Raw genomic sequence first — 20,651 nt, 5'->3', positions numbered from 1 at the left:
CGTTTCCCTACCCCTCGCTAAACAACCGCAACAGCGTCTCAACCTGTTCATCCAGCGGGGCGAGATCCTGCTTCACGATCAAATGCAGCGGCGTGGCGCGACGCGCGCCGTGGTCGAGCGGTAAAGGCTGCAACACGCCCTGTTCCAGCAGGCGCTGTATGCGCTCCTCCGGTAACCAGCCATAGCCCACCTGATACATCACCGCATCAATCGCCGCATCAATTGTTGAAAAGGTCCACGCATCGTTGCCCGGCTGGCGAGCGCTGTCATGGTCGGCGATGCGCACCAGCGGCCAGTTACGCAGCATCTCATCGCTAAACGGGGCATCCTGATGAAACAGCGGGTGGTCGCGGTGGGCGACGGCGATGAAATCGATATTCATCAGCCATTCGCCACGCCCGGTAATGTCCTGGCGTCGCGTCAGCACCATCACATCCGCTTCCGCCTGCACGGCGTCGTTGTCGGTGCTGTTCTCCAGCACTTCCGTCAGTCGTACCTGCGTTTGCGGGTAATGCTGCTGAAACTGGCGCAAAATCGCAAACAGGCGTTTGCGAGGAAAGATGCTGTCCACGACCAGATTAAGCCGCGTACGCATGCCGTCGCGCAGCGTGGCGGCGCGGGTTTCGACCCAGGAAAAGGCTTTCAACAAGGGTTTTACCTGGCTCAGCAGCAGTTCGCCTGCGGGCGTCAGCACCGCGCGGCGGCCTTCCGGCACCAGCAGCGCAACGCCTAACCGTTCCTGCAACAGCGACAAGTTATAGCTAACCGATGACTGGCTACGGTTGGTCTCTTCTGCCGCTTTGGCAAAGCTGCCGAGCGCCACCACTTTTTCCAGTAGCGCCCATTGTTCCAGGGTGGTCTTGTGCATGATTGATTTAAAATTTAGATTAATTTCATTCAAACATAGCGTTATTCATTCAGTTTTTAAAGCAATAAGATAACTCCATCGAAAAGAGGAGAATGAATAATGAGCAGCTTTGATAAAAATGATTTAAGCGGTTTTATCGGTAAACATCTGGTCTACACCTACGATAACGGCTGGAACTACGAGATTTACGTCAAAAACGCCAACACCCTTGATTACCGCATTCACAGCGGTCTGGTGGGGAATCGTTGGGTGAAAGATCAGCAGGCGTACATCGTGCGTGTCGGGGAAAGCATCTACAAAATTTCATGGACTGAACCGACCGGTACTGACGTCAGCCTGATTGTGAACCTGGGCGACAAACTGTTCCACGGCACCATCTTCTTCCCGCGCTGGATAATGAACAATCCGGAAAAAACCGTCTGCTTCCAGAACGATCATATTCCGCTGATGAATTCGTATCGTGATGCAGGCCCGGCTTATCCGACCGAAGTGATTGATGAGTTCGCCACCATTACTTTCGTGCGCGACTGCGGCCCGGACGATGACAGCGTCATCGCCTGTGCCGCCAGTGAACTGCCGAAAGATTTCCCGGCAAACCTGCGCTAAAGACTAGCCCGGCAGGCGGCTTTTGGGCCGCCCCGGGCCAAGCAGTATCGCCAGTTTGCTCCCGCCTTTCGTGGTTTCCATCCAGATTTTACAGACGCTGGTCAGCGGCACTGACAGCAACATGCCCACCGGCCCCAGCAGCCATCCCCATATCAGTAATGACAAGAACACTACCAGCGTCGACATCCCCAGACGATGCCCCATCACGCGTGGCTCCAGAATGTTGCCCAGCACCATGTGCACCACCAGGAACAGCGCGCCGACCATTAAACATTCGTAATAGCCATTAAACAGTAGCGCCTGAATCATCGGCGGAATGGCGGATATCACCGAGCCAATGTTGGGAATATAGTTCAGCAAAAACGCCAGCACGCCCCACATCAGCGCGAACTGCACATCGAGCAGCAACAGGCCGAGCCAGACAATCACGCCGGTCATCAGGCTGATGAGCGTTTTCAGGGCCAGATAGTGGGAAACGCCTTTCAACGCGCGGTGCAGCCCGGCGATATGGATTTTCGGGTTGGAGAGCGCAAAGCGCAGTTTATAAGGCACGTGGCGGGCTTCGAACAGCATAAACACCACGGTCATGATCAGCAGCACGATGCTGGTCATCGCCCCGGATAGCTGGGTCATTAAGGTGGTCGCCAGGGTCATCACCTTATCGGAATCCATTCGCTGGAGTAATCTTTCCGGCGAAACATGCAGATGCAGAAACGGTAGCATCTCCTGTAACTCGATAAACTTGCGGGTGAGCTCTTTGTTGTAGCTCGGCATCAGGGCAATGAAGTCATTGATCGAGGAGGCGAGTACGGCCATCAGCGCCGTAAGGAAGAAGAGCATCACTATCATCACTATGGTGATGGCGAGGGCGCGGGAGAATCCGCGCCGCAAAAACCATGTCACCAACGGGTTAAGCACAATGGCGAAAAAGAGCGCCAGCAGCAACTGGACGATGATATCGGCGGCGGCATGAATACCGGCCAGGATCACCACCAGGGCGGCGAGTTTGAGTAAAATATGCAGGCCCGCTTTATCAGGCTGTGGGGATGTCATATCGAATTCCTTTTGATCGTTCGCACTTAAGTGTAGTGCGAAGCGGCAGGCGCATTATCTGAAAGTGCACGGCGCAAAAGCGCGACTTCAATTTCAGCGCATGCAATAATGAAAACATCGTTTTAAAATTCGGATGTTTGTCATGCCAGACGCCGCAGATGGGGCGCAACTCAGCGGTTTTCGCCTCAATTTACGCATCGTTTCCGTCGTTATTTTCAACTTCGCCAGCTATCTCACCATCGGCCTACCGCTCGCGGTGCTGCCGGGCTATGTCCATGATGTCATGGGGTTTAGCGCCTTCTGGGCGGGGCTGGTTATCAGCCTGCAATACTTCGCCACGCTGTTAAGTCGCCCTCACGCCGGGCGCTACGCGGACCAGCTTGGGCCGAAGAAAATCGTGGTGTTTGGTTTGTGCGGCTGTTTTCTCAGCGGCCTGAGTTATTTGCTGGCGGCGATGGGCGGTGGCTGGCCGATGGTAAGCCTGGTGCTGCTGTGCCTGGGGCGTGTGATTCTGGGGATTGGACAAAGCTTTGCCGGCACCGGCTCCACGCTGTGGGGCGTTGGCGTGGTGGGCTCGCTGCATATCGGGCGCGTCATTTCCTGGAACGGCATCGTGACCTACGGGGCGATGGCGATGGGCGCGCCGCTCGGCGTGCTCTGCTATCAGTACGGCGGCCTGCACGGGCTGGCGCTGGTGATTATGGCGGTTGCCGCGCTGGCGGTGATTTGTGCGCTGCCGCGTGCGGAAGTGAAAGCGGCGAAGGGCAAAGTGATGTCGTTTCGCGCGGTGCTCGGGCGCGTTTGGCCCTACGGCATGGCGCTGGCGCTGGCCTCGGCGGGCTTCGGCGTTATCGCGACCTTCATTACGTTGTTTTATGATGCCAAAGGCTGGGATGGCGCAGCCTTTGCGCTCACGCTCTTTAGCTGCGCATTTGTCGGCACGCGTCTGCTGTTCCCCAACGGCATCAACCGTTTGGGCGGGCTGAACGTGGCAATGATCTGCTTTACGGTTGAGATTATCGGCCTGTTGCTGGTGGGCATCGCCGATACACCGCTGATGGCGAAAATCGGTACCTTCTTTGCGGGAGCAGGCTTCTCGCTGGTCTTCCCGGCGCTTGGTGTAGTGGCAGTGAAGGCCGTGCCGCAGCAAAACCAGGGTTCCGCGCTGGCCACCTATACGGTGTTTATGGATTTATCGCTCGGGATCACCGGGCCGCTCGCCGGGCTGATGATGGCGTGGATGGGCGTATCGACGATTTACCTGGCCGCTGCCGGGCTGGTGGCGATTGCGCTGCTGCTGGGGTGGCGGCTAAAAAAAAGGCCTCCGGTTGAACAACCGAAGGCCGCGTCGTCAGCAGACTAATTAGTTGATAACGATAGTATTGATGATGTTCTCAGCGGCAGTCTGCGCCTGCTGCTGATTATCTACCGGCAGGGTAACCTGCATGGTCAGCAGCTTGCCATCAATTTTGCCGAGGATAACGGAAGAGTACGCGGTCTGGCCTTTAGCAGAGATGATGCTGTCCAGCTGTTGCAGCGTGTGGCCTTTCACCTCAATGGATTTATTGGTCACGACCTGCAACTGCGGGTCGCGGCTGCGCTGCTGCTCTTCCAGACGTTTCGCCATCACGCCGAGGTCTTCATCGGTGTTGTCACCCACGATAACGATCACGGCTTTCTGCCCGGTCGCATCAGAGTAGACGTGCATATTATTGCTCTGGGTACCCATTTTTCCGCTCTGGTCGGTCATATCCGCGGGTAATGAGAAGCTCAGCTTGCCATCCAGCAGGTTAATCGGCTGCCCGGAGGCGTTGCTCTCTGCCGCCGCACCCTGTGCCGGAGCTTTGGTATCGCTGTTGTCACAGGCTGCCAGCCCGGCAACCAGCAGGCCAATACCAACGTATTTCACCAATTTGCGCATTGACTTCTTCCTTTCGATAAACGGCCATTAACGGCTCATTCACCCATCTTATCACAACTCGGAAAACGAACCTTTAACCTGGCTGCATTGCTGACAAATCGGATTTGTCTGCCAGCCTTTTCATCAGCATGTTTAACAGCACGCCGTACATCGGCAGGAAGAAGATGATGCTGATCAGCACTTTAAAGCAGTAATCGACCAGTGCGATTTCCACCCAGTGCTGCGCCATGAACGGGTCGGTGCTGCGCCAGAAGGCGATGAAGAAGAAGGCCAGCGTATCGCTGATATTACCGAACAGCGTCGAGGCTGTCGGCGCAAGCCACCAGTGACGGCTTTGGCGCAGGCGGTTAAAGACATGCACGTCGAGGATCTGCCCCAGCGCGTAGGCCATAAAACTGGCGGCGGCGATACGGGCGACAAACAGGTTGAAGCTCGCCAGCGCGGCAAAGCCTTGCCATTCACCCATATAGAAAAGTGATGAAACAGCGTAGGAGACCATCAGCGCGGGGAGCATCACCGCAAAGACGATGCGTCGAGCCAGCGGCGCGCCGAAAATGCGCACGGTGAGGTCAGTCGCGAGAAAAATAAACGGAAAGCTGAACGCGCCCCAGGTGGTGTGGAAGCCAAAAACAGAAACTGGCAACTGCACCAGATAGTTACTGGAAATAATAACCAGCAAATGGAATAGCGATAGCCAAACCAGCGCGTGCTTGCGCTGTACGGATGTAAAGGGAGTCATATTGTACCTTTTTAGAGATTGGGGTGAGGGAACCCAATAAAACTGTTCGTATTCTTATCGTTACCTGCGCGATAAGGGAGCGAATGATACTGCTTCCGTGCGGCATTGCAATGGTTGTTTTTCACGCAATCGTTAACCTGACTTGCGTCACAGAAATCACGGCGTAAACTAAGGCCGATTTTTCTACGGTGAGACCACAATGACCGATCTGTTCGCCAGCCCAAACCATACTTTAGATGCCCTTGGCCTCCGTTGCCCGGAGCCGGTAATGATGGTGCGCAAAACCGTGCGCACGATGCCCGTGGGCGAAACGCTGCTGATTATTGCCGACGATCCGGCAACCACCCGCGATATTCCCGGTTTCTGCACGTTCATGGAACATGAATTGATTGCCAAAGAGACTGACACCCTGCCGTATCGCTACCTGCTGCGTAAAAGCCATTAGTTTTTGTCAGGGCAGATTATGTGATCTGTCCTGAAATATCGTTATCACATCGTTAAAATCGCGTTTCGAAATTGTTTCTTTTGTGAGTTATCTCACCGCCCACCTCGCACTTCCCGTCTAGTTTTTAAGCGGAAAACTAAAACAACGTTTTATCTCTTACCGCAAAAATACCGCTGGAGCCGACCGATGAAGATGACTGTTAAGCCATTCGTGGCCGCTTTGTGCCTTTCAACCGCCACTCTCCTGTTTACCTCTTACGCCTCGGCGCAGGTGATCAAAGCCGCTGATGTTCACCCCGAAGGCTACCCGAACGTGGTGGCGGTGCAGCACATGGGGGACAAACTCAAACAGCAAACCGGTGACAAGCTGGAGATTAAAGTCTTTCCCGGCGGCGTGCTGGGCGATGAGAAGCAGATGATCGAGCAGGCGCAGATGGGGGCGATCGACATGATCCGCGTATCGATGGCCCCGGTCGCGGCGATTTTGCCCGATATCGAAGTCTTCACGCTGCCCTATGTTTTTCGCGATGAAGATCATATGCATAAGGTGATCGACGGCGATATCGGCAAGCAGATTGGCGACAAGCTCACTAACAATCCGAAATCACGGCTGGTCTTCCTCGGCTGGATGGATTCCGGTACGCGTAATCTCATCACCAAAGAGCCGGTGCTGAAGGCGGAAGATCTCAAGGGCATGAAGATCCGCGTGCAGGGCAGCCCGGTTGCGCTGGCGACGCTAAAAGATATGGGGGCGAACTCGGTGGCGATGGGCGTGAGTGAGGTATACAGCGGCCTGCAAACGGGCGTGATTGACGGCGCGGAAAATAATCCGCCGACGTTTATCGCCCATAACTACCTGCCCGTCGCCAAAAACTACACCCTGAGCGGCCACTTTATTACCCCGGAAATGCTGCTCTACTCGAAAGTGAAGTGGGACAAACTGAGCGCGGACGATCAGCAAAAAATCATCACCCTGGCCCATGAAGCGCAGCTGGAGCAGCGTGAACTGTGGAAAGCCTATAACGATCAGGCGCTGGCGAAGATGAAAGCGGGTGGCGTGCAGTTCCACGAAATCGACAAAACCTTCTTTGTTCAGGCCACGGAACCGGTGCGAAAAGCGTATGGCGAAAAGCATCAGGACCTGATGAACGCCATTGCTGATGTCCAGTAGCGGAGGCCCTATGTCAGAGCATTTTTCGCGTGCAATGGACCGGCTTTACATGCTGGCGATGTGGGTTGCCGGGCTGTCACTGCTGCTGATGACCATTGTCATCCCGGTAGGCATTTTCTCTCGCTATGTACTTAACCGGGGCGAATCCTGGCCGGAGCCGATTGCCATTATCTGCATGGTGACCTTCACCTTTATCGGCGCGGCGGTGGGCTATCGCGCCGGGTCGCATATCGCGGTCAATATGCTCACCGACCGCCTGCCCGCTGCGCTGCAAAAAGCGGCGGCGCGGCTGGTGGACTTACTGATGCTGTTGGTGACTGTGCTGATGTTCTGGTACAGCTTCTGGCTCTGTGTCGAACTGTGGGAGCAGCCCGTTGCGGAATTTCCGGTAATGACCTCCGGCGAGAGCTATCTGCCGCTGCCGGTGGGTTCCGCTGTGCTGATTCTGTTTGTGATTGAGCGCCTGCTGTTCGGTTCGCAGGAACACCGCCCGGTGGTGCTCATCGGTAACCACGGTTAATGAGGTGAAAAATGGATGCGTTTATTTTGCTTTTCACCCTCGCCATTCTGTTGGCCGTGGGGATGCCTGTCGCGTTCGCGGTGGGCTTAAGTGCCGTAGCCGGCGCGCTCTGGATTGACCTGCCGCTGGAGGCATTAATGATTCAGATAACCAGCGGGGTGAACAAGTTTACCCTGCTGGCGATCCCGTTCTTCATTCTGGCGGGAGCGATCATGGCCGAGGGTGGCATCGCCCGGCGGTTGGTCAATTTCGCCTATCTGTTTGTGGGCTTTATTCGCGGTGGGCTGTCGCTGGTGAACATCGTCGCATCGACCTTTTTCGGCGCGATTTCCGGTTCATCGGTGGCGGATACAGCGTCTATCGGCAGCGTGATGATCCCGGAGATGGAAAAGAAGGGCTACCCGCGCGAATACGCGGCGGCGGTGACGGCGAGCGGTTCGGTGCAGGCGATTCTGATCCCGCCCAGCCATAACTCGGTGATTTACTCGCTGGCGGCGGGCGGCACGGTTTCTATCGCCTCGCTGTTTATCGCGGGCGTATTGCCTGGGCTGTTGCTGGGGTTGTGCCTGATGATCCTGTGTCTTGGTTTCGCTCACAAACGCGGATATCCGAAAGGGGAGCGCATCCCGTTTAAACAAGCGGTGAAGATTTTTGTCGATGCGCTGTGGGGGCTGATGACGGTGGTCATTATTCTCGGCGGTATTCTCTCCGGGATTTTTACCGCCACAGAATCGGCAGCGGTGGCTTGTCTGTGGGCGTTCTTCGTGACCATGTTTATCTACCGGGATTATAAGTGGAGCGAACTGCCGAAGCTGATGTGCCGGACGGTGAAAACCGTCAGTATCGTGATGATTTTGATTGGTTTTGCTGCCGCGTTTGGCGCGGTGATGACCTATATGCAGCTTCCGGTGCGTATCACCGGGTTCTTTACGTCGCTGTCAGATAACAAGTACGTCATTTTGATGTATCTGAACATTATGCTGCTGCTGATTGGTACGTTGATGGACATGGCGCCGATTATCCTGATTCTGACGCCGGTGCTGCTACCGGTGACCAATGCGCTGGGCATCGACCCGGTACATTTTGGCATGATCATGATGGTGAATCTGGGGATTGGCCTGATTACTCCGCCGGTGGGTTCGGTGCTGTTTGTTGCCAGCGCGGTGAGTAAACAGAAGATCGAAAGCGTGGTGAAAGCGATGCTGCCGTTCTACGGCATGCTGTTGGTGGTGCTGGCGCTGGTGACCTACGTTCCGGCGATATCGCTATGGCTGCCGGGGGTATTGGGGATGTGAGTTTGGTGCGCGTTGTTGCCGGATGGCGCTTCGCTTATCCGGCCTACGAATGTATTGGCACTCCGAAATCTTACCGTAGGCCGGATAAGGCGCAGCCGCCATCCGGCAAACCCATCACCGAAGCTTCATCCGCAACAATCGCAGTGCGTTCAGCGTGACCAGTACCGTTGCCCCGGTATCCGCCAGCACCGCCAGCCACAGCCCGGTAATGCCAAGCAGGGTGGTGACGAGGAAAATGCCTTTCAACCCCAGCGCGATGGCGATGTTCTGCCGCGCGTTGGCGTGGGTGGCCCGCGCCAGGCGCAGCATTTGCGCCAGGCCGGTTAAGCGGTTGTGCGTCAGCGCGGCATCGGCGGTTTCCAGCGCCACGTCGCTACCGCTACCCATCGCAATGCCAATGGTGGAGGCTTTCATGGCCGGCGCATCGTTAATACCGTCGCCGACCATCGCCAGCGGCGCTTTCGCATTCAACGCGGTAACTTCGGTGACTTTATCCGCCGGCAGCAGCCCGGCGCGGAAATCGAGCCCCAGCTCGCCCGCAATGGCTGCCGCCGCGCGCGGGTTATCACCGGTGAGGATAATGCCCTGAATACCCAGCGTATGCAGGGTATCGATGGCTTCGCGGGCGTCATCACGCAGCGTATCGCGCAGCGCCAGTACACCCAGCAGTGTCTCTTCGCGTGTCACCAGCACTACCGTATTACCGGCTTTTTCCAGTTCTTCAATCTGCATCAGATGAGCATCCGCCGGGAATTTACCCGCCGCGCAAATCAGAATGCGTTGCCCATTAACGTCCGCTTCGATACCGGAACCTGCCAGCGCGCGCTGGTTGTCGGCTGCGGGTAGCGTTAGCTGGCGCTGTTGCGCTTCACGAACAATGGCCTGCGCCAGCGGGTGCGTTGAGCCTTGCTCCACGGCGGCGGCCAGCGCCAGCAAACTGTTTTCGTCAAGTTCCGCGGTAGCGACAACGGATGTCACCTGCGGTTTGCCGACGGTCAGGGTGCCGGTTTTATCGAACGCCACCTGCTGTACGCGGCCCAGTTGTTCCAGCGCCGCGCCGCCTTTAATCAACGCGCCGTAGCGTGCGGCGGTTGCCAGGCCAGAGGTAATCGCCGCCGGAGTGGAGATAACCAGCGCACACGGGCAGCCAATCAGCAGCAGCGTCAGACCTTTGTAGATCCACTCCAGCCACGGCGCGGAAAATGCCAGCGGCGGCACCAGCGCAACCAGCAGCGCCACGACCATAATCGCCGGGGTGTAGATGCGGCTGAAACGGTCAATAAAGCGCTCAATCGGCGCGCGGCGCTCTTCCGCTTCTTCAATTAAACGCAGAATGCGGTCGATAGCGCTGTCGCCAGGCTGTGAAGTCACGGTGATTTGTACCAGACGATCGACGCTGGTGGCTCCGGCGCTGACGCGCTCGCCCGCACTGTGTTCCACCGGAATAGATTCACCGGTTAAGGCACTTTCATCAAAGCTGGCAAAGGGAGAAAGCAGCGTGCCGTCGGCAGGTAAGCGCCCGCCAGCCGCCACTTCAATCACATCACCAGGGCGTAAATCCTGCTGCGCGACGGTTTCACGCTGGTCGCCACGCACGCGCACGGCGGTGTCGGGTTTCAGCGCCATCAGCGCGCTCACGCCCTGACGCGCGCGGGTCGCCGCCCAGCCTTCGAGTCGTTCGCCGATTAAAAACAGCAGCAACACCATCGCCGCTTCCGCTGTCGCGCCAATAAACAGCGCGCCGATGGCTGCGACGCTCATTAGCGTTTCAATGGCAAACCAGCTGCCGCTTTTGATCAGGCGTAACGCCTGACGCGCCACCGGATAGAGACCAACCAGCGTGGTCGCGACAAACGCGGCGTTCCCGAGCGGGTGATTGAAATGCTCCAGCCCCCAGCTGATCACCATCAGCAGCGTCAGCAGAATGAGGGGGAGATTTTCACGCAGACGGGAAGGGGCTTGTTCCGTTTTCGGTGCGTTTTCGCCGCGCAGTGTGTACCCGGCGGCGGTGACCGCGCGTTCGACCTGGTCGCGAATATCGTCATCGGCATCGACCAGCAGCTTTTCGGTGGCGAACAGCACTTTGACCTGTTTAACGCCGGGGATCTGGCTTACCGCCGTTTCGACTTTGCGGGCGCAGGCGGCGCAGTCCATGCCATCGACAAGCCAGCTGTAGCGGGCATCCGGCAGGTTTTCGGCAACGGTTGATGCGCACTCGCCGTCGCAGCAGCAGTCGTCCGTTTTGGCAGGCGCAGGGGTAAACTTCAGCGAGGAAAACTGCGGCGCTTTAGCGGGCTTCGTCTCTGGAGTCGACATGGTATCCTCCGGTTAATGATCGTTGTTTCATTAAACGCAGCATACACTCTGGAGTCGACTCCAGAGTCAAGAGCCATTTTACAGATAGAGCGCGCGGACAATCAAAAAGTGTCCGGCGAAGTAGCAGGCCGACGAAATGGCATTATCGGCGCGGAAGCGATAGCGATAATGGCTAACCAGCCAGACGATATTCCCCAGCAACAGCAGTGCCGCACCTACGAAGCCCGAAAGCGCCGGGCTGGTGGGACGCAGGAACCACAGTTCACCCGCCAGCCAGACCATGACCAGCGTCATGGCGATAAAGGTGGCGACCGGGATACGCAGCTCTTCCAGTTTGCTCCAGATAACCGCCAGCAGCAGTGCGCCAATGACCAGCAGCACCAGCGGCAGCGGCCAGAAAATGCTGAGCGTCATTTGGCTGGCAAACCAAATGGTGTACAGCAGATGCGACAGGAAGAATGCGCCGATGGCATAGAGCAGGCGTTGGCGCGGTAATAACGTAAGGGCATCGCCAATCAGGGAAGCGCACAGCCCCGCCACCACCAGATAGCCAACCGCCTCAAACATCGGCGCTTGCCAGGCGAGAAACAGAAGAAGAATGAGGGTAACCGGTTTAAATACCCAGCGCTGCCAGACCGGGCCACGGTAGGATGCATCGACATAAAGCCATGCGGATAAGCAGACAGCAATAAACGACCAAAGCATATTAAGTCCCTGTTATCATTAATTAGGTATTACACGCGTAGTCTTGGTCTTCAGTGTAGTGTTCATGAGCGCCTAATGACAATCGCCTTCCATGCCGTATCGCCCGAATTCCGTAAATTCCTATGAGATGTGATGATGAGTAAGATGCCGTTATTTTTTGTCGTCGTGGTCGCAATTATCGTGATTGCCGCGTCGTTTCGCTATGTGCAGCAGCGGCGGGAGAAGCAGGAAAACGAGGCTGCGCCGCTGATGCAAAAGCGCGTCACGGTCAGCAATAAGCGTGAAAAAGTGCTCAACGATCGCCGCTCGCGCCAGCAAACGGAAATCCCGGCGGGCAGTTCAATGCGCTATGACGTGAGCTTTAAGCCGGAACAGGGCGGGCTGGAGATGCATTTTCGCCTCGACGACGTGCAGTATCATGCGCTGACGGTGGGCGACAAAGGCGTGCTGAGTTATAAAGGTTCGCGGTTTGTGGCGTTTGAGGCGGAGAGTTTGGGGCAGTGATGTCGGGTGGCGCTACGCTTACCCGACCTACGGTTTGCACTCATTTGTAGGCCGGATAAGCGTCAGCGCCATCCGGCAAAAAACCGCACATTACTTCTTCTTCGGCGTGATTTTTTTCTGCCACACCAGCAGTTCAAAAACGCCAAACAGGAAGATTCGCACCTTCTCTGATTTGGTCATCTGCGGGCCATCCTTCGGGATGGTGGACTGCAACAACGCCAGTTGCATGCCGTGCATCAGCACCATAAACACCAGCGCGACGTTAACGAAAATATTCAGCGGGCGCGGGAAAGGCTGGAAAAGATTGAGCACTAAAAACGCCCACACGCACAGCATCAGTAATCGGCCCAGATTAATCAGCATCCTTTTCTCCTTGTGCTTCACGATGGTACAGGCGGTATGCCACCTGTCCGGCGACTTTCTCACGGTGCAGTTCCCAGCTTACCGGCACCGCTGGCAGGCCATTTTCCACTTCACTTTCAACATAGATAAGCGCATCGTCCGCCAGCCAGCCGTTGTTCTCCAGCAGGGCGAGCGTTTCAGCGAGCAGCCCTTTACGGAACGGCGGATCGACAAAAACGATATCATGCGGCGTGCCCGGCTGGTTGAGGAATGAGAGCGTATTCGTATTCACGACTTTGCCCTGATTCGCTTTCAGCGTGGCGAGATTCTTCTGCAACTGCTGGGCGACCTGTTTGTCCATCTCCAGCAGCGTTGCGCCAGCCGCATAGCGCGACAGCGCTTCCAGCCCGAGCGCGCCGCTTCCGGCGAAGCAGTCCAGACACTGGGCATCGACCATTGATGGCGCCAGCCAGTTAAACAGGGTTTCACGCACGCGATCGGTGGTAGGACGCAGGCCGGGGCTGTCCGGAACCGGTAATTTTCGGCCACGCCATTGGCCGCCGATAATCCGGATCTGGCCGCTGCCCGCAGAGGTTGGTTTCTTCATTTTATTGCTCAGGTCGCTCTTTTGGCCTGCTATTCTAACGATCTGCTTACTTCGGCGAAACCTTAATCCGCAGGCGGTGATGCGCGCCGCGTTAAGTGGTAGACTAACCGACTAATTTCATCATTATTTTAGCTTTCGCCCCTGTTATGGCGAAACAGCGCCATAAATAAACCGCGAGGAGTTAAGTCGCAAATGGCAAAAGAGAAGAAACGTGGCTTTTTTTCCTGGCTGGGCTTTGGGCAAAAAGAACAGCAGCAGGACGTTGAATCTGAACAAAAAATCGAAGAACAGGCGGCGGTAGAAGCGCAGCCTGCGCAGGATGATACGGCGGTTGTCGAGGCGCCTGCTGAACACACTCAGCAGGAGAGCGAAGCGTTCGCCGCCGAGGTGGTAGAGGTTACCGAAGAGGTTGCGGAGAGCGAAAAGCCGCAGCCCGTTGAGCCGGTTGAGCCTGAAGTCGCGCCAGAAGCGGTAATTGAGCACGAAGAGCTGCCGCTGCCTGAAGAGATTGCGCAAGACATTGCTGAGCCGGAAGTGCAGCCGGAAGAGGTTATCGTTGAAGAGGTGATTGAGCCTGTTCAGGAGGCCGAACCGCGGGTTGAAGAGGTCGCGGTTGTTGAACCCGTGGTTGAAGAGCCCGTCGTTGAAACGCCTGTTGCTGAAGAGCCTGCCGTAGAAACAGCGGCTGCTGAAGAGCCCGCAGCCGTAGAGCCTGTCGCCGAAGAAATCCTCGTCGAAGACGAGCCGGTGATTAGCGATGAAGAGCTCGAGACGCAGGCGCTGGCCGCTGCTGATGCCGCAGAAAACGCTATCGACGACGAAGCCGTTGAAGAGCAGCAGGAACAGCCTGAGCAACAGGAACAAGAAAAACCGACCAAAGAAGGTTTCTTCGCGCGACTCAAGCGCAGCCTTCTGAAAACAAAAGAAAATCTCGGTTCCGGATTTATCAGCCTGTTCCGTGGCAAGAAAATCGACGATGATCTGTTTGAAGAGCTGGAAGAACAGCTGTTGATTGCCGACGTCGGCGTGGAAACCACCCGTAAAATCATCAGCAGCCTGACCGAAAGCGCCAGCCGCAAACAGCTTCGCGATGCCGAAGCCCTTTACGGCCTGCTGAAAGATGAAATGGGCGATATTCTCGCAAAAGTGGATGAACCGCTTAATATTGAAGGCAAAACCCCGTTCGTCATTCTGATGGTTGGCGTCAACGGCGTGGGTAAAACCACCACCATCGGTAAGCTGGCGCGTCAGTTCGAGCAGCAGGGCAAATCGGTAATGCTGGCGGCGGGCGATACCTTCCGCGCAGCAGCGGTGGAACAGCTTCAGGTGTGGGGCCAGCGCAACAATATTCCGGTGGTCGCGCAGCACACGGGCGCGGACTCCGCATCGGTGATTTTCGATGCTATTCAGGCGGCGAAGGCGCGTAACGTCGATGTACTCATCGCCGATACCGCAGGGCGTTTGCAGAACAAATCGCACCTGATGGAAGAGCTGAAGAAAATTGTCCGCGTCATGAAAAAGCTCGACGTTGAGGCTCCGCATGAAGTCATGCTGACAATTGACGCCAGCACCGGTCAGAACGCAATAAGCCAGGCCAAATTGTTCCATGAAGCCGTTGGCCTGACGGGGATTACGCTCACCAAACTGGACGGTACGGCGAAGGGTGGGGTTATCTTCTCTGTGGCTGACCAGTTCGGTATTCCGATTCGCTATATCGGTGTTGGCGAACGTATCGAGGACTTGCGTCCGTTTAAAGCGGGCGATTTTATTGAGGCACTTTTTGCCCGAGAGGATTAACAATGATTCGCTTTGAACACGTCAGCAAAGCCTATCTCGGCGGGAGACAAGCGTTGCAGGGAGTGACCTTCCACATGCAACCAGGCGAGATGGCATTCCTGACCGGCCATTCCGGCGCAGGGAAAAGTACCCTGCTGAAGCTTATCTGTGGGATTGAACGGCCCAGCGCCGGGAAAATCTACTTCAGCGGGCATGATATCAGCCGCCTGAAAAACCGTGAGGTGCCGTTCCTGCGTCGCCAGATCGGCATGATTTTCCAGGATCACCATCTGCTGATGGACCGCACAGTGTTTGATAACGTGGCGATCCCGCTGATTATTGCCGGAGCAAGCTATGATGATATCCGCCGTCGCGTCTCGGCGGCACTGGATAAAGTCGGGCTGCTCGACAAAGCGAAAAACTTCCCGATTCAACTTTCTGGCGGTGAGCAGCAGCGCGTGGGTATTGCCCGTGCGGTGGTGAACAAGCCTGCCGTTCTGCTGGCGGATGAACCAACGGGTAACCTCGATAACGCGTTGTCGGAAGGCATTTTGCGCCTGTTCGAAGAGTTTAACCGCGTTGGCGTAACGGTATTGATGGCGACCCACGACCTGGGCCTCATCTCCAGCCGCGCTTACCGCATGCTGACGCTGAGCGACGGCCATTTGCATGGAGGCCACACGGGTGAATAAACGCGAAGCAATGAATCACATCCGCCAGTTCGGCGGCAGGCTGGATCGTATTCGCCAATCGGTGGGTAAAGGCGGCGGTGGGCGTAACGCGCCAAAACGCCCGAAAGCCGCACCGAAACCGGCTAACCGCAAAACCAATGTGTTCAACGAGCAGGTGCGTTATGCCTGGCAGGGCGCATTACAGGACCTGAAAAGCAAGCCGTTCGCGACGTTCCTGACGGTGATGGTGATCGCCATCTCCCTGACTCTGCCCAGCGTGTGCTATATGGTCTACAAGAACGTGAACACGGCGGCGTCGCAATATTACCCGTCGCCGCAGATTACGGTCTATCTGCAAAAAACGCTGGATGACGATGCGGCGGCGCGCGTGGTCGCGCAGTTGCAGGCGGAGCAGGGTGTAGAAAAGGTAAACTACCTTTCCCGTGATGAAGCGTTGGGCGAATTCCGCAACTGGTCCGGCTTTGGTGGGGCGTTGGATATGCTGGAAGAGAACCCGTTGCCTGCGGTGGCCGTGGTGATACCGAAACTCGATTTCCAGGGCACTGACTCGCTCAATACCCTGCGTGACCGCGTCGCGCAGGTAGATGGCGTGGACGAAGTGCGTATGGATGACAGCTGGTTTGCGCGCCTGGCGTCGCTGACCGGGCTGGTGGGCCGCGTATCCGCCATGATCGGCGTGCTGATGGTGGCGGCGGTATTCCTCGTCATCGGTAACAGCGTGCGTCTGAGCATCTTTGCCCGTCGCGATACCATTAACGTGCAGAAATTGATTGGCGCAACGGATGGTTTCATTCTGCGTCCGTTCCTTTATGGTGGCGCGCTGCTCGGTTTTTCCGGCGCATTTCTTTCACTGATTCTGTCAGAAATTTTGGTGATGCGGCTCTCTTCTGCGGTGACTGAAGTGGCGCGTGTTTTCGGAACTCAGTTTGAACTCAGTGGCTTATCGTTCGATGAGTGCCTGTTACTGCTGCTGGTTTGCTCGATGATCGGATGGATTGCGGCATGGCTTGCCACCGCACAACATTTACGTCGATTTACTCCCGAGTAATAAAGTTCTGTTATACTCTTCCCCTGCTACGAGTTCCCGTTAGCAGGGGATACGTTCCACTCTTACCTTTCCCCTGCCCTCGCTTATCGAGTGTCACATTTTGTGCGTAATCTATTCACAGTGTTGCATTGAACTTGTGGATAAAATCACTGTCTGATAAAAGAGTGAATGATAATCTCGTTGCTCAAAAGCTCTGGCACGGTTGTTGCTCAACCGCCAGACGATATTGATTGAGAGGATTGAATGACCAAAGAAATGCAAAATTTAGCTTTAGCCCCTGTTGGTAACCTGGAGTCTTACATCCGGGCTGCGAACGCATGGCCGATGTTGACGGCTGATGAAGAGCGGGCGCTCGCTGAAAAGCTGCATTACCAGGGCGATCTGGAAGCAGCTAAAACGCTGATCCTGTCTCACCTGCGCTTTGTTGTTCATATCGCTCGTAACTACTCGGGCTATGGCCTGCCGCAGGCTGACTTGATTCAGGAAGGTAATATCGGCCTGATGAAAGCCGTTCGTCGCTTCAACCCTGAAGTGGGCGTGCGTCTGGTCTCTTTCGCCGTACACTGGATCAAAGCGGAAATTCATGAATACGTACTGCGTAACTGGCGTATCGTGAAAGTCGCAACGACCAAAGCACAGCGTAAGCTGTTCTTTAACCTGCGTAAAACCAAGCAGCGTCTGGGCTGGTTCAACCAGGATGAAGTCGAGATGGTCGCGCGCGAACTGGGCGTATCCAGCAAAGATGTCCGTGAAATGGAATCCCGTATGGCGGCACAAGACATGACCTTTGACATGTCTTCCGACGACGAGTCCGACAGCCAGCCGATGGCGCCGGTGCTTTATCTGCAGGATAAAACGTCTAACTTTGCCGACGGCATCGAAGACGATAACTGGGAAGAGCAGGCAGCCAACAAGCTGACTGACGCGATGATGGGTCTGGACGAACGTAGCCAGGACATTATCCGCGCGCGCTGGCTGGACGAAGACAACAAGTCGACGTTGCAGGAACTGGCCGATCGTTACGGCGTTTCAGCGGAACGTGTACGTCAGCTGGAAAAGAACGCGATGAAAAAACTGCGCGCCGCGATTGAAGCGTAACCGCGCAACGCGTTAAGCAGTACCCGATAACCCCTGGATGCGAGTCCGGGGGTTTTTGTTTTTTTATCGTGCACATTCTTAGGTAGGCCGGATAAGCGAAGCGCCATCCGGCAATCGCTATCGGCACTGAGAATGTCATAAATCTGTTACATCCCTTCCAAATTTCTCGTTTCAAAATCCGAAAAATGGGGTATGTTTTTAGCAGACTATGCTGCTATGACACCGCATGCATCGGTTCTTACTACTATCATATGCTTATCTTATAGATAAAAGCAGAATAACGTGTCACACAACAACATCACAACAAATACAATCACCATAACAATGGGGAACCTCAGGATGAACATGAAGGGTAAAGCGTTACTGGCAGGATGTATTGCGCTGGCGTTCAGTAACATGGCTTTCGCAGAGAACATTAAAGTCGCGGTCGTGGGCGCGATGTCTGGCCCGGTTGCGCAGTATGGCGACCAGGAGTTTACCGGTGCTGAGCAGGCGGTTGCGGATATCAACGCCAAAGGCGGCATCAAGGGTAATAAGCTGCAAATCGTAAAATATGATGATGCCTGTGACCCGAAACAGGCGGTCGCGGTGGCGAACAAAGTGGTTAACGATGGCATCAAATATGTTATCGGCCACCTTTGCTCATCTTCCACTCAGCCCGCGTCTGATATCTATGAAGATGAAGGCATTCTGATGATCACCCCGGCGGCGACCGCTCCGGAGCTGACCGCCCGCGGTTATCACCTGCTGCTGCGTACCACCGGCCTGGACTCTGACCAGGGCCCAACCGCGGCAAAATACATTCTCGATAAAGTGAAGCCGCAACGTATCGCTATCGTGCACGATAAGCAGCAGTACGGTGAAGGCCTGGCGCGTGCCGTTCAGGACAACCTGAAGAAAGGCAACGCCAACGTGGTCTTCTTTGACGGCATCACCGCAGGCGAGAAAGACTTCTCGACCCTGGTCGCGCGTCTGAAGAAAGAGAACATCGATTTCGTCTACTTCGGCGGCTATCACCCTGAGATGGGGCAGATCCTGCGTCAGTCCCGCGCGGCAGGCCTGAAAACCCAGTTTATGGGTCCGGAAGGCGTGGCGAACGTTTCACTGTCTAACATCGCGGGCGACTCTGCGGAAGGTCTGTTAGTGACCAAGCCGAAGAACTATGACCAGGTCCCGGCGAACAAACCGATTGTGGATGCGATTAAGGCGAAGAAACAGGATCCGAGCGGCGCATTCGTGTGGACCACCTATGCTGCGCTGCAATCACTGCAGGCGGGCCTGAATCAGTCTGAAGACCCGGCGGAAATCGCAAAATACCTGAAAGCGAACTCCGTAGAAACCGTAATGGGGCCGCTGTCATGGGATGAGAAGGGCGATCTGAAAGGCTTCGAGTTCGGTGTGTTCGACTGGCACGCTAACGGCACGGCGACTGACGCCAAATAAGGCTATTCCTTGAATAACAGGCCTCGGTTTACGACCGGGGCTTTTTTTTGCGAGTTTTTTATACAACTATTGCCAACATTGTTAACTGGCGTATAGTTGTTTGTACGGTAATTTTCCGTACAAATTGAAGTTAAAAATTAAGAGGCTGTTATGCCAGCACTAAAAAAACAGCGAATCGATCTCCGGTTGAGTGATGATGATAAAAGCATGATTGAGGAAGCCGCGGCGATCACCAATCAGTCCGTGACTCAGTTCATGCTGAACAGCGCCTCGGAAAGGGCTGCGGCTGTCATCGAAGAGCATCGACGCATTGTCTTAAATGAGGACTCCTGGAAACGCGTGATGGATGCGCTTGATACACCTCCGGAGCCGAACGAAAAACTGAAACGCGCAGCGAGACGTCTTTTAGACATGGAGTAGAGCGTGCAAGATCTGATTATTGAGATTCTCCAGGATGATGTGGAGTATGACTGGCATCAGTTTGATTGCGGCGAAGCGTCGTTGAATCTCTTTTTGAAAGAGCATCTGCGCCGCCAACATGATGGCAAAGTCCTGCGTGGTTATGTGCTCAGAAACGGGAATGTGGTGTTAGGGTATTACACCTTGTCCGGGAGTTGTTTTGAGCGGTTGGCGCTGCCTTCGAAAGCAGGGCAAAAGAAAATCCCTTATCAGAACATCCCAAGTGTTACGTTAGGCAGGCTGGCGGTGGATAAATCGCTTCAGAGAGAAGGATGGGGTGCGCTGCTGGTGACACATGCCATGAAAGTGGTGTATCAGGCCTCACAGGCCGTGGGTATTTATGGCCTGTTTGTCGAAGCGTTGAATGATAAAGCCCATGCTTTTTATCTGTCGCTGGGCTTTATCCCGCTGGTTCGGGAGAATCGTCGGGCGCTGTTTTATCCTACCCAATCAATCGAGAGACTGTTTACCGCTTCTCCCACCCATCCGCCTGCGCCGTAAAGCCCAGCGCCTGCATAAACGCCGCCATTGCGCCGCGGTCTTCCACGCCGATATCCGCCATCCACCAGCTGGATGCCTGCGCGTTATCCGCCAGCGTTTCTTCCAGCAGATATTGCCCCACGCCGCGACGGCGGGTGATTTCGCGCACGCGCAGTGAGTCGAGTGTCGCCTGAGTACCTGCAAGCGTGACGCGCACGGCGCCGAGCAGACGCTCGTTAAAGCGTGCCGCATAAATACGATGGTTGTCATCAAGGGTGAGCGTGTCGATGTCGTACTCCGGCCATATTTTTGCCAGATCGAGACGATCCTGTTCGCTGAAGTACTGTAAGCGGATGATGGTCAGTTTCATTCGAAAAAATCCTGCCAAAACGGGTAACTGAGTGTACCTAATTTTCCTTTCAGGGCGATTCTGTTTTTTATCCATTCATTAGCTGATTAATTTTTTTAGCCAGATAAAGGCAGTTTTATCCAGTATGGATTGAAAAATAGGCAGTGTTTTACCCTGAAAAGTAGTGATTTATTCCGCCTTATGTACCGTTATTT

The 20,651-nt window shown here is 55.4% G+C and carries 23 protein-coding genes; 14 read left to right on the top strand and 9 right to left on the bottom strand.

Annotated features, from left to right (window positions below; all coding sequences use genetic code 11):
- Window positions 1-7: 7 nt before the first annotated feature.
- Complete coding sequence (locus AC1MKH_RS23065) at window positions 8-868, bottom strand: LysR family transcriptional regulator (protein ID WP_276218889.1); 861 nt, start codon at window positions 866-868, stop codon at window positions 8-10.
- Between the two features lie 96 nt (window positions 869-964).
- Here AC1MKH_RS23065 and AC1MKH_RS23060 point away from each other — a divergent pair, with 96 nt between their 5' ends.
- Entirely contained in the window at window positions 965-1,474 is a 510-nt protein-coding gene (locus AC1MKH_RS23060) for a phenolic acid decarboxylase (RefSeq protein ID WP_041686150.1), read from the top strand.
- 3 nt (window positions 1,475-1,477) lie between these two features.
- On the opposite strand, the gene AC1MKH_RS23055 is transcribed toward AC1MKH_RS23060, so the two are convergent.
- Window positions 1,478-2,527: an AI-2E family transporter gene (locus AC1MKH_RS23055; protein ID WP_276218887.1), complete on the bottom strand. Its 1,050-nt coding sequence runs from the start codon at window positions 2,525-2,527 to the stop codon at window positions 1,478-1,480.
- A gap of 142 nt (window positions 2,528-2,669) precedes the next feature.
- Here AC1MKH_RS23055 and AC1MKH_RS23050 point away from each other — a divergent pair, with 142 nt between their 5' ends.
- Window positions 2,670-3,890 (top strand): MFS transporter, encoded by a 1,221-nt coding sequence (locus tag AC1MKH_RS23050; protein WP_276218885.1) that lies wholly within the window; start codon window positions 2,670-2,672, stop codon window positions 3,888-3,890.
- On the opposite strand, the gene AC1MKH_RS23045 is transcribed toward AC1MKH_RS23050, so the two are convergent.
- Window positions 3,891-4,448: a DcrB family lipoprotein gene (locus AC1MKH_RS23045; RefSeq protein ID WP_276218883.1), complete on the bottom strand. Its 558-nt coding sequence runs from the start codon at window positions 4,446-4,448 to the stop codon at window positions 3,891-3,893.
- 73 nt (window positions 4,449-4,521) lie between these two features.
- Window positions 4,522-5,187 carry a 7-cyano-7-deazaguanine/7-aminomethyl-7-deazaguanine transporter gene (locus AC1MKH_RS23040; RefSeq protein ID WP_276218881.1) on the bottom strand — a complete coding sequence of 222 codons (666 nt, stop codon included), beginning with the start codon at window positions 5,185-5,187 and terminating at the stop codon, window positions 4,522-4,524.
- A 199-nt stretch (window positions 5,188-5,386) separates the two neighbouring features.
- Between AC1MKH_RS23040 and tusA the strand changes: the two genes are divergently transcribed.
- The 4 genes from tusA to AC1MKH_RS23020 all read left to right on the top strand — a co-directional run bounded on the left by tusA (window position 5,387) and on the right by AC1MKH_RS23020 (window position 8,617).
- Window positions 5,387-5,632, top strand: coding sequence for a sulfurtransferase TusA (gene tusA / locus AC1MKH_RS23035; protein ID WP_015962613.1), 246 nt, complete (start codon window positions 5,387-5,389; stop codon window positions 5,630-5,632).
- Window positions 5,633-5,818: 186 nt separating this feature from the next.
- Window positions 5,819-6,802: a TRAP transporter substrate-binding protein gene (locus tag AC1MKH_RS23030; protein ID WP_276218878.1), complete on the top strand. Its 984-nt coding sequence runs from the start codon at window positions 5,819-5,821 to the stop codon at window positions 6,800-6,802.
- Between the two features lie 10 nt (window positions 6,803-6,812).
- Window positions 6,813-7,322, top strand: a complete 510-nt coding sequence (locus AC1MKH_RS23025) for a TRAP transporter small permease (protein ID WP_015962615.1) — start codon at window positions 6,813-6,815, stop codon at window positions 7,320-7,322.
- A gap of 11 nt (window positions 7,323-7,333) precedes the next feature.
- Window positions 7,334-8,617, top strand: coding sequence for a TRAP transporter large permease (locus AC1MKH_RS23020; protein ID WP_276218876.1), 1,284 nt, complete (start codon window positions 7,334-7,336; stop codon window positions 8,615-8,617).
- 114 nt (window positions 8,618-8,731) lie between these two features.
- Here AC1MKH_RS23020 and zntA read toward each other — a convergent pair whose 3' ends face one another.
- Window positions 8,732-10,933, bottom strand: coding sequence for a Zn(II)/Cd(II)/Pb(II) translocating P-type ATPase ZntA (gene zntA / locus AC1MKH_RS23015; RefSeq protein WP_327621829.1), 2,202 nt, complete (start codon window positions 10,931-10,933; stop codon window positions 8,732-8,734).
- A gap of 78 nt (window positions 10,934-11,011) precedes the next feature.
- Window positions 11,012-11,638 carry a lysoplasmalogenase gene (locus AC1MKH_RS23010; RefSeq protein ID WP_276218871.1) on the bottom strand — a complete coding sequence of 209 codons (627 nt, stop codon included), beginning with the start codon at window positions 11,636-11,638 and terminating at the stop codon, window positions 11,012-11,014.
- 135 nt (window positions 11,639-11,773) lie between these two features.
- Here AC1MKH_RS23010 and AC1MKH_RS23005 point away from each other — a divergent pair, with 135 nt between their 5' ends.
- The gene (locus AC1MKH_RS23005) at window positions 11,774-12,142 is read left to right on the top strand and encodes a DUF2500 domain-containing protein (protein ID WP_276219322.1); all 369 of its coding nucleotides are present in this window, start codon (window positions 11,774-11,776) and stop codon (window positions 12,140-12,142) included.
- Window positions 12,143-12,232: 90 nt separating this feature from the next.
- Here AC1MKH_RS23005 and AC1MKH_RS23000 read toward each other — a convergent pair whose 3' ends face one another.
- Window positions 12,233-12,505: a DUF1145 family protein gene (locus AC1MKH_RS23000; RefSeq protein ID WP_276218870.1), complete on the bottom strand. Its 273-nt coding sequence runs from the start codon at window positions 12,503-12,505 to the stop codon at window positions 12,233-12,235.
- Entirely contained in the window at window positions 12,495-13,091 is a 597-nt protein-coding gene (gene rsmD / locus AC1MKH_RS22995; RefSeq protein ID WP_149464099.1) for a 16S rRNA (guanine(966)-N(2))-methyltransferase, read from the bottom strand. Before rsmD ends, AC1MKH_RS23000 begins: the two co-directional genes overlap by 11 nt.
- A gap of 192 nt (window positions 13,092-13,283) precedes the next feature.
- On the opposite strand from rsmD, the gene ftsY reads away from it, so the two are divergent.
- From ftsY to AC1MKH_RS22960, 7 genes are all read left to right on the top strand, one after another.
- On the top strand, window positions 13,284-14,888 hold the full coding sequence (gene ftsY, locus AC1MKH_RS22990) for a signal recognition particle-docking protein FtsY (RefSeq protein WP_276218867.1): 1,605 nt from the start codon (window positions 13,284-13,286) through the stop codon (window positions 14,886-14,888).
- A gap of 2 nt (window positions 14,889-14,890) precedes the next feature.
- Window positions 14,891-15,559, top strand: a complete 669-nt coding sequence (ftsE, locus tag AC1MKH_RS22985; protein WP_015962623.1) for a cell division ATP-binding protein FtsE — start codon at window positions 14,891-14,893, stop codon at window positions 15,557-15,559.
- Window positions 15,552-16,607: a permease-like cell division protein FtsX gene (ftsX, locus tag AC1MKH_RS22980; RefSeq protein ID WP_149464101.1), complete on the top strand. Its 1,056-nt coding sequence runs from the start codon at window positions 15,552-15,554 to the stop codon at window positions 16,605-16,607. Before ftsE ends, ftsX begins: the two co-directional genes overlap by 8 nt.
- Before the next feature lie 243 nt (window positions 16,608-16,850).
- On the top strand, window positions 16,851-17,705 hold the full coding sequence (gene rpoH, locus AC1MKH_RS22975) for an RNA polymerase sigma factor RpoH (protein ID WP_015962625.1): 855 nt from the start codon (window positions 16,851-16,853) through the stop codon (window positions 17,703-17,705).
- 339 nt (window positions 17,706-18,044) lie between these two features.
- Window positions 18,045-19,148 carry a branched chain amino acid ABC transporter substrate-binding protein LivJ gene (gene livJ / locus AC1MKH_RS22970; protein ID WP_149464102.1) on the top strand — a complete coding sequence of 368 codons (1,104 nt, stop codon included), beginning with the start codon at window positions 18,045-18,047 and terminating at the stop codon, window positions 19,146-19,148.
- 150 nt (window positions 19,149-19,298) lie between these two features.
- Window positions 19,299-19,568: a type II toxin-antitoxin system TacA family antitoxin gene (locus AC1MKH_RS22965; protein ID WP_015962628.1), complete on the top strand. Its 270-nt coding sequence runs from the start codon at window positions 19,299-19,301 to the stop codon at window positions 19,566-19,568.
- A 3-nt stretch (window positions 19,569-19,571) separates the two neighbouring features.
- Window positions 19,572-20,108: a GNAT family N-acetyltransferase gene (locus AC1MKH_RS22960; RefSeq protein ID WP_276218861.1), complete on the top strand. Its 537-nt coding sequence runs from the start codon at window positions 19,572-19,574 to the stop codon at window positions 20,106-20,108.
- Here AC1MKH_RS22960 and panM read toward each other — a convergent pair.
- Entirely contained in the window at window positions 20,074-20,457 is a 384-nt protein-coding gene (panM, locus tag AC1MKH_RS22955) for an aspartate 1-decarboxylase autocleavage activator PanM (protein WP_276218859.1), read from the bottom strand. The two genes, AC1MKH_RS22960 and panM, sit on opposite strands and share 35 nt — an antisense overlap.
- Window positions 20,458-20,651: the final 194 nt, after the last annotated feature.

Source organism: Pseudocitrobacter sp. CD920760 (assembly GCF_057782505.1).
This window is presented reverse-complemented; position numbering and strand designations above follow the sequence as displayed.